The organism is Citrobacter sp. Cu231 (genome assembly GCF_030332265.1).
Lineage (GTDB): Bacteria > Pseudomonadota > Gammaproteobacteria > Enterobacterales > Enterobacteriaceae > Citrobacter > Citrobacter meridianamericanus.
Genome location: NZ_JAOWIE010000032.1, coordinates 279,620 through 291,371 on the forward strand (window position 1 = coordinate 279,620; position 11,752 = coordinate 291,371).

At 53.9% G+C, this 11,752-nt stretch carries 11 protein-coding genes; 9 read left to right on the top strand and 2 right to left on the bottom strand.

The genetic code is table 11. The annotated features are described in order from the left end of the window. Nucleotides 1-74: 74 nt before the first annotated feature. The 3 genes from fadI to sixA all read left to right on the top strand — a co-directional run bounded on the left by fadI (nucleotide 75) and on the right by sixA (nucleotide 4,226). Nucleotides 75-1,385: an acetyl-CoA C-acyltransferase FadI gene (fadI, locus tag OGY15_RS07870; RefSeq protein WP_151219952.1), complete on the top strand. Its 1,311-nt coding sequence runs from the start codon at nucleotides 75-77 to the stop codon at nucleotides 1,383-1,385. Next, complete coding sequence (fadJ, locus tag OGY15_RS07875; protein ID WP_286538905.1) at nucleotides 1,385-3,532, top strand: fatty acid oxidation complex subunit alpha FadJ; 2,148 nt, start codon at nucleotides 1,385-1,387, stop codon at nucleotides 3,530-3,532. Before fadI ends, fadJ begins: the two co-directional genes overlap by 1 nt. Nucleotides 3,533-3,740: 208 nt before the next feature. Beyond that, nucleotides 3,741-4,226, top strand: coding sequence for a phosphohistidine phosphatase SixA (sixA, locus tag OGY15_RS07880; RefSeq protein ID WP_286538906.1), 486 nt, complete (start codon nucleotides 3,741-3,743; stop codon nucleotides 4,224-4,226). A gap of 83 nt (nucleotides 4,227-4,309) precedes the next feature. Here the strand turns inward: sixA and smrB are convergent, their stop codons facing one another. Then, a complete protein-coding gene (gene smrB, locus OGY15_RS07885; RefSeq protein ID WP_151219950.1) occupies nucleotides 4,310-4,861 on the bottom strand; it encodes an endonuclease SmrB in 552 nt (183 codons plus the stop codon). 166 nt (nucleotides 4,862-5,027) lie between these two features. On the opposite strand from smrB, the gene prmB reads away from it, so the two are divergent. From prmB to OGY15_RS07915, 6 genes are read left to right on the top strand one after another with little or no spacing between them, the layout of a single operon-like run. Further along, a complete protein-coding gene (gene prmB, locus OGY15_RS07890; RefSeq protein ID WP_151219949.1) occupies nucleotides 5,028-5,960 on the top strand; it encodes a 50S ribosomal protein L3 N(5)-glutamine methyltransferase in 933 nt (310 codons plus the stop codon). Nucleotides 5,961-6,003: 43 nt separating this feature from the next. After that, nucleotides 6,004-7,089 carry a chorismate synthase gene (aroC, locus tag OGY15_RS07895; protein WP_043017081.1) on the top strand — a complete coding sequence of 362 codons (1,086 nt, stop codon included), beginning with the start codon at nucleotides 6,004-6,006 and terminating at the stop codon, nucleotides 7,087-7,089. A 2-nt stretch (nucleotides 7,090-7,091) separates the two neighbouring features. Further along, entirely contained in the window at nucleotides 7,092-7,916 is an 825-nt protein-coding gene (gene mepA, locus OGY15_RS07900) for a penicillin-insensitive murein endopeptidase (RefSeq protein ID WP_151219948.1), read from the top strand. Beyond that, nucleotides 7,916-8,725 (top strand): sulfite exporter TauE/SafE family protein, encoded by an 810-nt coding sequence (locus OGY15_RS07905; RefSeq protein ID WP_187253475.1) that lies wholly within the window; start codon nucleotides 7,916-7,918, stop codon nucleotides 8,723-8,725. The genes mepA and OGY15_RS07905 overlap by 1 nt, the downstream gene beginning before the upstream one ends. Beyond that, the gene (locus tag OGY15_RS07910; protein WP_151219947.1) at nucleotides 8,725-9,273 is read left to right on the top strand and encodes an elongation factor P hydroxylase; all 549 of its coding nucleotides are present in this window, start codon (nucleotides 8,725-8,727) and stop codon (nucleotides 9,271-9,273) included. The genes OGY15_RS07905 and OGY15_RS07910 overlap by 1 nt, the downstream gene beginning before the upstream one ends. A 32-nt stretch (nucleotides 9,274-9,305) precedes the next feature. Then, a complete protein-coding gene (locus OGY15_RS07915; RefSeq protein WP_252837793.1) occupies nucleotides 9,306-9,584 on the top strand; it encodes a YfcL family protein in 279 nt (92 codons plus the stop codon). Between the two features lie 110 nt (nucleotides 9,585-9,694). On the opposite strand, the gene mnmC is transcribed toward OGY15_RS07915, so the two are convergent. Continuing rightward, nucleotides 9,695-11,695, bottom strand: a complete 2,001-nt coding sequence (gene mnmC / locus OGY15_RS07920) for a bifunctional tRNA (5-methylaminomethyl-2-thiouridine)(34)-methyltransferase MnmC2/FAD-dependent 5-carboxymethylaminomethyl-2-thiouridine(34) oxidoreductase MnmC1 (RefSeq protein ID WP_278237772.1) — start codon at nucleotides 11,693-11,695, stop codon at nucleotides 9,695-9,697. Nucleotides 11,696-11,752 lie beyond the last annotated feature (57 nt).

Here is an 11,752-nt window from a genome sequence, read left to right on the forward strand (position 1 = left end):
GGCTAAATGTAAAAAATTGGTTAAGACTGTGATCAGGTCAGACCACTTATTTTTTATTTTTACAGGGGAGTGTTATGAGTCAGGCTTTACCGCTGGTTACCCGCCAGGGCGATCGCATCGCCATTGTAAGCGGATTGCGTACGCCGTTTGCCCGCCAGGCAACTGCGTTTCATGGCATTCCCGCCGTAGATTTGGGGAAAATGGTCGTTGGCGAACTGCTGGCGCGTAGCGAAATTCCTGCAGATGTGATTGAGCAACTGGTTTTTGGTCAGGTGGTGCAAATGCCTGAAGCGCCGAATATCGCTCGTGAAATCGTACTGGGAACCGGGATGAATGTGCACACGGATGCCTACAGTGTAAGCCGGGCCTGTGCTACAAGTTTCCAGGCGGTGGCGAATGTTGCGGAAAGCCTGATGGCAGGAACTATTCGCGCAGGAATTGCCGGTGGTGCGGACTCCTCGTCAGTTCTGCCTATTGGTGTCAGTAAAAAGCTGGCGCGGGTGCTGGTGGATGTCAATAAAGCGCGCACTACCGGTCAGCGTCTTAAACTTTTCTCCCGACTGCGCTTACGTGACCTGATGCCCGTACCGCCAGCTGTCGCCGAATATTCCACCGGTTTACGCATGGGGGATACGGCCGAGCAAATGGCCAAAACTTATGGTATTACGCGAGAGCAACAGGATGCCCTCGCGCACCGTTCTCATCAGCGCGCCGCTCAGGCATGGGCTGAAGGTAAACTGACAGATGAGGTGATGACCACCTACGCGCCACCTTTCAAAGATCCTTTTTCAGAAGATAACAATATTCGTGGTAACTCTACGTTGGCTGATTACGCCAAACTGCGTCCGGCATTTGACCGAAAACACGGCACCGTTACTGCGGCGAACAGCACCCCACTAACGGATGGCGCCGCCGCCGTGATTATGATGACAGAGTCACGCGCGAAAGAACTGGGGCTGGTGCCGCTGGGATACCTGCGTAGTTTTGCCTTCACCGCCATCGATGTCTGGCAGGACATGCTGCTGGGACCGGCGTGGTCAACGCCGCTTGCCCTGGAGAGAGCGGGTCTGACGATGGCCGATTTAACTCTGATCGATATGCATGAAGCCTTTGCCGCACAAACGCTGGCGAATCTTCAACTGCTGGGCAGCGAACGTTTTGCCCGCGAAGTGCTGGGCAGAGCGCACGCCACTGGCGAGGTCGATGACAGCAAATTTAACGTGTTGGGCGGCTCTATTGCCTATGGACACCCCTTTGCCGCCACCGGGGCGCGCATGATCACCCAAACCCTTCATGAGTTACGACGTCGTGGCGGTGGTTTCGGTTTAGTGACTGCCTGTGCGGCAGGTGGTCTGGGCGCGGCAATGGTTCTGGAGGCGGAATAATGGAAATGACATCGGCTTTTACACTAAACGTACGTCTGGATAACGTTGCTGTTGTCACCATTGATGTACCCGGCGAGAAGATGAATACCCTGAAGGCGGAGTTTGCCTCTCAGGTGCGGGCTATTCTGAAACAAATTCGTGATAACAAAGCATTGCGCGGCGTGGTGTTTATTTCGGCGAAACCGGATAATTTTATCGCCGGGGCGGATATTAACATGATCGGCAACTGCCGCAGTGCGCAGGAAGCTGAAACCCTGGCGCGTCAGGGACAGCAGATTATGGCGGAAATTAATGCGTTGCCGATCCCGGTTATCGCCGCTATTCACGGAGCCTGCCTTGGCGGTGGCCTGGAGATGGCGCTGGCGTGCCGCAACCGTATTTGTACCGATGATACTAAAACCGTTCTGGGGTTACCGGAAGTACAGCTTGGTCTGCTACCCGGTTCCGGTGGTACGCAGCGGTTACCGCGCCTGATTGGCGTCAGTACCGCGTTGGATATGATCCTCACAGGAAAGCAATTACGCGCTAAACAGGCGCTGAAAGTAGGGCTGGTGGACGAAGTTGTGCCGCAGACTATTTTACTGGAAGCGGCTGTAGAACTGGCCAAAAAAGACAGTCCCGCACATCGAGCGTTGCCAGTGCGTGAGCGTGTGTTAGCGGGCCCGCTGGGGCGCGCGCTTTTGTTCCGTATGGTCAGTAAAAAGACGGCGCAAAAAACGCATGGCAACTACCCAGCGACGGAGCGAATCCTTGAGGTGATTGAAACCGGTTTGGCGCAAGGTAGCAGTAGCGGCTATGACGCAGAAGCTCGTGCATTTGGCGAACTGGCGATGACATCTCAGTCGCAGGCATTGCGGCACATCTTTTTTGCCAACACTGACGTGAAAAAGGATCCGGGAAGCGATGCGAAGCCTGGTCCGCTGAACAGCGTTGGCATTTTGGGCGGCGGTCTGATGGGGGGCGGTATTGCCTATGTGACGGCCTGTAAAGGGGGCTTGCCAGTACGTATTAAAGATATAAACGCTAAGGGAATCAACCACGCACTGAAGTACAGCTGGGATCAGCTTGAAACGAAGGTTCGTCGCCGTCATATCAAAGCCAGCGAGCGTGATAAACAACTGGCACTGATTTCGGGATCGACCGATTACCGCGGCTTTGCGCATCGTGACCTGGTTATTGAAGCCGTGTTTGAAGATCTGGCGTTAAAACAACAGATGGTGGCGGAAGTTGAGCAAAATTGCGCGTCTCACACCATTTTTGCGTCTAACACCTCGTCTTTACCAATTGGTGATATTGCGGCGAACGCTGCCAGACCTGAACAAGTGATTGGTTTGCACTTTTTTAGTCCGGTGGAAAAAATGCCGTTGGTCGAGGTGATCCCACATGCCACAACGTCTGATCAGACGATTGCAACCACCGTTAAATTGGCGAAAAAACAGGGTAAAACGCCGATAGTGGTCAGAGATAAAGCCGGGTTTTATGTTAACCGCATTTTAGCGCCTTACATTAACGAAGCGATTCGCCTGTTGACCGAAGGTGAGCGGGTTGAAACCATCGACGCCGCGCTGGTTAAGTTTGGTTTTCCGGTCGGGCCAATCCAACTTTTGGATGAGGTCGGAATTGATACGGGCACTAAAATTATACCAGTGCTTGAAGCCGCCTATGGAGAACGCTTTAGCGCGCCTGCAAATGTTGTTGCTTCAATTTTGAATGACGATCGCAAAGGTAGAAAAAATGGTCGAGGTTTCTATCTTTATGGTGCGAAAGGGCGTAAAAGCAAAAAACAGGTCGACCCTGCAATTTATACGCTTATTGGCGTCCAGAGCCAGGGCCGACTGACCGCCGTGCAGATTGCAGAGCGGTGCGTCATGTTAATGCTTAACGAAGCAGCACGCTGTTTCGACGAGAAGATAGTCCGTAGCGCACGTGATGGCGACATCGGCGCTGTATTTGGTATTGGTTTTCCGCCATTCCTCGGCGGCCCGTTCCGGTATATGGATTCACTCGGCGCGGGAGAAGTGGTTGCGACTCTGCAACGGCTGACCACGCAATACGGCTCGCGGTTTGCGCCGTGTGAACAGTTATTGCAGATGGCGGCACACAGTGAAAAATTCTGGAATATTGGGGAAACTGACCTGAATTCATGAGGTCAAAGGTAGGATGAATCCGCACTGAATGTATGGCTCGCGCTCAAAATGTAAACAGAGATTGACTATACTTACGCCGTTGAGGTAAAAAACAGCGTTTCATTCGGTGAATGGATAAGGCACAATGCCGGCCACCATATCGTTATCACAGCCAATAGGGGCTGTGAATAAAGGTATTGGTGATTCTGGTTAACAAAAGCGGTGCAATATGCAAGTTTTTATCATGCGTCACGGCGACGCGGCCCTCGATGCCGCCAGTGATTCGGTTCGTCCCTTAACCTCCAGTGGTTGTGACGAATCTCGCCTGATGGCGAACTGGCTGAAAGGTCAAAAAGTGGATATCGAACGTGTTCTGGTGAGCCCGTTCCTACGAGCCGAACAAACGCTGGATGTGGTGGGGGAATGTATGAACCTTCCAACCGGTGTGGAGGTTTTGCCGGAGCTGACTCCGTGCGGCGATGTCGGTCTGGTCAGCGCCTATTTACAGGCTCTGGCCAATGAGGGTATCGCCACGGCGCTGGTTATCTCTCACTTGCCTTTAGTGGGATACCTGGTATCTGAGCTGTGCCCTGGCGAAACTCCACCGATGTTTACCACATCAGCGATTGCCAGCGTTACGCTTGATGAGAGCGGGAAGGGGACATTCAACTGGCAGATGAGCCCGTGTAACCTGAAAATGGCAAAAGCAATTTAATAAAGATTGGATTCTGACAAGGCGCACAGCCGCTATCCGGAAAATTAAAGAGCCGCAAACGCGGCTCTTTCTGTTTGCCTGCATCAGGGAAGTTCGGGCGGCAGCCACTCTTCCACTTCAATCAGCACCAACAGCGCGGCGTCACCACCGTACTCTTTTGGCGCCTGATGAAAGGCCATCACATGCGGATGCTGTGCCAGCCAGAGCGGCGTTTGCTGCTTAAGAATATGCTTTCCGTGGCCGTGCATCACGCAGGCGCAAAACACATGCTCACGACGGCAGGCGGCAATCAGCGCGCCTAACTCCTGTTTCGCCTGCTGCTGGGTCAGCCCGTGCAGATCGAGAAACAGCTCCGGGGAGTAATCGCCACGGCGCATTTTCTTCAGTTCGAAATGGCTGACGTCGGCACGCAGATATCTTACCGGGCCGTCCGTATTCAACAGTGGCTGAAACTCGTCTGAGAAATAGTGGCTGGCATCCGCCTGCTCCTGCAGCAGCTTTTTAACCGGAACCTCGGTCATTTTTTTACGTGGAGGCCGGTGAACAATGGTGTCCTGTTTAATTTTACGCGTGCCGGTCATCAGCTGGCGAAACAGCGTCTGATCCTCCTCGCTGAGCGATGTTTTCTTTTTCATTCGAGCATCTCATCTTTTATTTTCCCTTAGTTTAACCCGACTCGGCAGGCATCCGATCGCTTAAAACGCAATTTTCGCGCTCAGGCTCCGCGTGAATGCTGATTTATCGCCGCCTTCGTGGCAAACTAGCCGCCGAAATTAATACGAGCATGCCCTGGAGAAATACGTGGATAAAATTTTCGTCGATGAAGCCGTGAGTGAACTGCATACCATTCAGGACATGTTGCGTTGGGCGGTCAGCCGTTTTAGCGCGGCGAATATCTGGTATGGCCATGGCACGGATAACCCATGGGACGAGGCCGTACAGCTGGTGCTGCCGTCGCTTTATTTGCCGCTGGATATTCCAGAAGATATGCGCACTGCGCGTCTGACCTCCAGCGAGCGCCATCGTATTGTTGAGCGCGTGATTCGCCGCGTCAACGAGCGCATTCCGGTGGCTTATCTCACCAACAAAGCCTGGTTCTGCGGGCATGAATTTTATGTTGATGAACGTGTGCTGGTTCCACGTTCACCGATCGGCGAGCTTATCAATAACCGCTTTGCTGGCCTGATTAATGAGCAGCCCCAGCATATCCTCGATATGTGTACCGGCAGCGGCTGTATTGCCATTGCCTGCGCCTATGCCTTCCCGGAAGCCGAAGTCGATGCCGTGGACATTTCCACTGATGCGCTGGCGGTGACTGAGCAAAATATTGAAGAGCACGGCCTGATCCATCACGTAACGCCGATCCGTTCCGATCTGTTCCGCGATCTGCTGAAGGTTCAGTATGACCTGATAGTGACCAATCCACCGTATGTCGATGCAGAAGATATGTCCGATCTGCCAAACGAATACCGCCATGAACCTGAATTGGGACTGGCGTCCGGTAGCGATGGGCTGAAACTTACCCGCCGCATTCTGGGTAACGCCCCGGACTACCTGTCAGATAACGGTATTCTGATTTGTGAAGTCGGAAACAGCATGGTACATCTGATAGAGCAATATCCGGATGTACCGTTCACCTGGCTGGAGTTCGACAACGGCGGTGACGGCGTATTCATGCTGACCAAAGAGCAGTTAGTTGCTGCTCGTGAGCACTTCAGCATTTATAAAGACTAATTACACGCGCACGCACATACACAACACGCATAACGGAGCCGTGATGGCAGGAAACACAATTGGGCAACTCTTTCGCGTAACCACCTTCGGCGAATCACACGGGCTGGCGCTCGGTTGTATTGTCGATGGTGTTCCGCCGGGCATTTCTCTGACAGAAGCTGACCTGCAGCACGATCTCGACAGACGTCGTCCAGGTACTTCGCGTTACACTACGCAGCGCCGTGAGCCGGATCAGGTGAAAATCCTCTCCGGCGTGTTCGAGGGCGTTACCACCGGCACCAGCATTGGCTTGCTGATTGAAAATACCGATCAACGTTCACAGGATTACGGCGCGATCAAAGATGTTTTCCGTCCGGGTCATGCCGACTATACCTATGAACAGAAATATGGTTTGCGCGACTACCGTGGCGGTGGGCGTTCATCCGCACGTGAAACGGCGATGCGCGTGGCGGCCGGAGCGATTGCCAAAAAGTATCTGGCAGAAAAATTCGGCGTTGAAATTCGCGGCTGTCTGACGCAGATGGGCGATATTCCGCTGGAGATCAAAGACTGGTCTCAGGTGGAACTTAACCCGTTCTTTTGTCCGGACCCGGATAAACTCGACGCGCTGGACGAACTGATGCGCGGACTGAAGAAAGAGGGCGACTCCATCGGTGCGAAAGTGACCGTTGTTGCAAGCGGCGTACCTGCGGGTCTTGGCGAACCTGTATTCGACCGTCTGGATGCGGACATCGCCCATGCGCTGATGAGTATTAACGCCGTTAAGGGCGTTGAGATTGGCGACGGATTTGACGTTGTTGCACTGCGCGGCAGTCAGAACCGCGATGAAATCACCAAAGAGGGTTTCCAGAGCAACCATGCGGGCGGCATTCTGGGCGGGATCAGCAGTGGGCAACAAATCATTGCTCATATGGCACTGAAACCGACGTCCAGTATTACCGTTCCTGGACGCACCATTAATCGCTTTGGTGAAGAAGTCGACATGATCACTAAAGGTCGTCACGATCCGTGTGTTGGGATCCGCGCAGTGCCGATCGCTGAAGCAATGCTGGCGATCGTGTTGATGGATCACTTGTTGCGTCAGAGGGCGCAAAATGCGGATGTGAAGACCGATATTCCACGCTGGTAAAAATGAAAAAAACGGCACTTGCGGCGCTGGCTCTGTTTGTCAGTACCGCCTGTCTGGCGGCAACGCCATGGCAGAAAATTACCCATCCGATTGCAGGCAGCGCGCAGTCGATCGGCGCGTTTTCCAATGGCTGTATTGTTGGCGCAGATACGCTGCCTGTACAGTCAGAACACTATCAGGTGATGCGCACCGATCAGCGCCGTTACTTTGGTCATCCGGATCTGGTGATGTTTATCCAGCGTTTGAGTAATCAGGCCAATAATCTGGGGCTGGGCACGGTGTTAATCGGTGATATGGGCATGCCGGCCGGTGGGCGATTCAATGGCGGTCACGCCAGCCACCAGACGGGACTGGATGTGGATATTTTCCTGCAACTGCCGAAAACGCGCTGGACCCAGTCACAGCTGCTGCGGCCTCAGGCGTTAGATCTGGTCTCGCAGGATGGTAAACGCGTTGTGCCGTCCCTGTGGAAGCCGGAGATTTTCAGCCTGATCAGGCTGGCTGCAAGAGATAATGAAGTTACGCGTATTTTCGTGAATCCGGCGATTAAGCAGCAACTTTGTCTGGATGCAGGGACCGACAGGGACTGGTTGCGTAAAGTGCGACCGTGGTTCCAGCACCGTGCGCATATGCACGTCCGGTTACGTTGTCCTGCCGACAGTCTTGAGTGCGAAGATCAACCGTTACCGCCACCGGGTGACGGCTGCGGCGCGGAGCTGCAAAGCTGGTTCGAACCTCCGAAACCTGGAACCACCAAGCCTGAGAAGAAGACACCGCCGCCGTTGCCGCCTTCCTGCCAGGCGCTACTGGACGAGCATGTACTCTAATGGATCATTTTGTCTCTCTGTTTATGGTGTCGCCACTGCTGTTAGGTGTGCTTTTTTTTGTGGCGATGTTGGCAGGTTTTATTGATTCTCTGGCCGGAGGCGGTGGTTTACTCACCATTCCGGCATTGATGGCGGCCGGGATGCCGCCCGCGCAAGCTCTGGCCACCAACAAATTGCAGGCCTGTGGCGGGTCTATCTCTTCTTCCCTTTATTTTATTCGCCGGGGTGTGGTTAACCTGGCGGATCAGAAACTCAATATCTTCATGACGTTTGTCGGATCAATGAGCGGCGCGCTATTGGTTCAGCATGTGCAGTCAGATATTCTGCGCCAGATCCTGCCGGTTCTGGTTATCTGTATTGGCCTCTATTTTCTGTTAATGCCGAAAGTGGGGGAAGAGGACCGACAGCGTCGATTGCATGGTTTGCCTTTCGCGCTGGTGGCCGGAGGCTGTGTCGGTTTTTACGATGGCTTTTTTGGTCCGGCGGCGGGGTCGTTCTACGCGCTGGCCTTTGTCATGCTGTGCGGCTACAACCTTGCGAAATCGACGGCCCACGCCAAAGTATTAAATGCCACCTCGAATATCGGTGGGCTGCTGTTATTTGCCCTGGGCGGCAAAGTGATTTGGGCGACGGGCTTTGTGATGCTTATTGGCCAGTTTATTGGCGCACGGATGGGCTCACGGCTGGTGCTCAGCAAAGGACAAAAACTCATTCGGCCGATGATCGTCATTGTCTCCGCCGTGATGAGCGCCAAGCTACTTTATGATAATCATGGACAGGAGATTCTCCACTGGCTGGGGATGAACTAATGAATAATACCCATCACTACGAACAGTTAATTGAGATTTTTAACGGCTGCTTTGCCGATGAATTTAATACCCGTCTGATTAAAGGCGACGATGAACCGATCTATCTTCCTGCAGATGCGGAATTGCCGTATCACCGTATCGTTTTTGCGCATGGTTATTATGCCAGTGCGTTACACGAAATTTCACACTGGTGCATCGCGGGAAAGGCGCGTCGTGAGCTGGTTGACTTCGGTTACTGGTACTGCCCTGACGGACGCGACGCGAAGACGCAATGTCAGTTTGAAGATGTGGAAGTGAAGCCGCAGGCGTTTGACTGGTTGTTTTGCGTGGCGGCGGGCTACCCGTTTAACGTCAGTTGCGACAACCTGGAAGGGGACTTTGAACCGGATCGCGTCCTATTCCAGCGCCGTGTTCATGCTCAGGTGATGGAGTACCTGGAGAAGGGGATCCCTGAACGCCCGGCGCGCTTCATCAACGCGTTACAGAATTATTATCACACGCCTGAACTTAAGGCGGAACAATTCCCGTGGCCCGAAGCGCTAAACTGAAGCCGCTGCCACGTTTACAATGAGGAAAGAAGATGATCGCGGAGTTTGAATCACGCATTCTGGTATTAATCGACGATATGGTAGAGCACGCCAGCGATGATGAGTTGTTTGCCAGTGGTTATTTGCGTGGACACCTGACGCTGGCCGTGGCCGAACTGGGCGCTGGCGAGGACCATTCCGCTGAGGCATTGTACGCCAATGTGACCAGCAGCCTGGAAAAAGCCATCAGTGCAGGTGAACTCTCGCCGCGTGACCAGGCGTTAGTGAAAGAAATGTGGGACACTCTGTTCCAGAAAGCGACAAAACAATAATTGCAGTTGCGTGTGCCGGATGGCGACGCTCAGGCGTCTTATCCGGCCTGGCAGAGTGAAGCATAGTCTTTAGGCCTGATAAGCGTAGCGCCATCAGGCAATAGTGAGTTTTATTTCACCGCTTTTCCCTTTAATAACTTCCTGACCCACAGACGATTAGGATTCAGCGCCGCCAGGGTGCTGGCATCCATGGGAATAGGTTCATCGCTCATTTGCGAAGCCAGAATTTCCGCACACAACGGCGCAGAACACAGTCCGCGCGAGCCCAGCGCGCCCAGCATAAATAAATCGGAATACACCGGTGCGCTTACGGCATGCTCTTTATCTTCAGCAAGCGTGGCGTACTGGCTGAGCGTGGCGTTATAGTCCGCGACGTTGCCGACCATCGGTATGTGATCGCGCGTGGCGCAGCGCACCCCACAGCGGGCGGCATTATCACTAACGTTTACCTCTTTTGCCCACGCAGCGTTGGGGAAGCAGTCGACTAAGCGTTGACGGTTTTGCTGCTGATCGTCCTCGCGAAAGGCTGTCTCTTCACTTCCTCGATGATAGCTGGCGCCAATGCAGTGCTGCTGGTTTTGCGGGTTGTGCGGCGTGAGGTAGCCGTCATAGCACAACACCTGGCGTAGCGCTGAAAGTGCTGGCGTGGTGGGAATATGACTCACCTGACCGCCTACGGAGTACACGGGTAGAGCTTGCGTCTGCTCAACGCTGTTAATGCGGTGACCGTTAGCCAGAACGACGGCTGCGTGAGTGGCGATTTCACCGTTAGAAAACTGTAGTTGCCAGCCTGACGTCTGGCGTGTCAGAGAGGTCAACGTGTGTTGATAACGGGCGCGTAATCCCAGAGTTGAAGCGTAGTCCAGTACGGCGGTGGTCAACTGCGCCGGGCACAGCCATCCTCCGGCTGGATACTGAATCCCACCGCATTCGGTTTCCACGCCCGTAGTTTGCAACACCTGCTTCGCGTTCACGCCGACGGCGAGCGGTTCGGGCAGTTCAAGGGACAGCATCTGAGCGATTTTTTGCTGACTTTTCTCATCCCATGCGAGTTGCGTTACGCCGCACCAGTCATGCGCAAACTCAACGGGAAGGGTGTCATACAGTCGACGGGCGAAGGTAAACGCGGTGGGGAAAAAGAGATTAATAGCCGCGTCTTGCTTGCTGAGTAACGGATAGAGTGCGCCCTGGCGATTACCGGATGCGCCCCCGGCAGGTTTATCGTCCGCGCAATAGAGCGTGACCTGCCAACCGCGACGCAATAAGGCCAGCGACAGCAATGCACTGGCTATTCCTCCGCCAATAATGGCGGCTTCGCGCTTCTCTGTTCCCGTACGTGCAAACCAGGGGGCTGAAGAAGGCCGCGCCTGAGTTTGTTCCATTACGCCACAAAGCATTTCACGTTTGCGACCAAAACCTTTGCATTTTTGCATCGTAAATCCGGCTTCCTGTAACCCGCGACGTACGAATCCTGCCGAGGTGAAAGTCGCCAGCGTGCCGCCGGGACGCGCCAGTCGGGCCATCGCGTTAAACAGCGTCGGCGTCCACATATCCGGATTTTTTGCCGGTGCGAAACCGTCCAGAAACCAGGCGTCCACTTTTTGATTCAGAGAGTCATCCAGCTTGCTGGTTAATTCGTTAATATCGCCAAACCACAGATCCAGCGTGACGCGCCCATCATCAAGTAGCAGACGATGACACCCCGCCAGCGGCAGCGGCCATTGTTCTTGCAGCGCCGTGGCCCATGGGGCAAGTTCTGGCCAGTGTTGGTGGGCTGTGGTGAGATCTTCACGGGTCAGCGGAAATTTTTCAAAACTAATGAAATGTAATCTTTCCAGGGTAGCGTCAGGGTGGGTATCACGGAATTCGGCAAATGCCTGCCAGAGCGTGAGGAAGTTAAGTCCGGTGCCAAACCCGCTTTCGGCCACCACGAAGAGGGGACGTGAATGCACAGGGAATCGCTGGGCGAGATGGTTACCGCCGAGAAAGACGTAACGTGTCTCTTCCAGCCCGTTGTCATTAGAAAAATAGACATCGTCAAAATCTCGGGAAACAGGTGTACCCTCAGCGTTGAATTCAAGGTTGGCAGGTTGTATAGCGTATTGTTTCACGTAAGTTACTCGTCTGGCAGGCTGTGTCCCGATCTTAGCGATGAGTGCCTGGCTGCG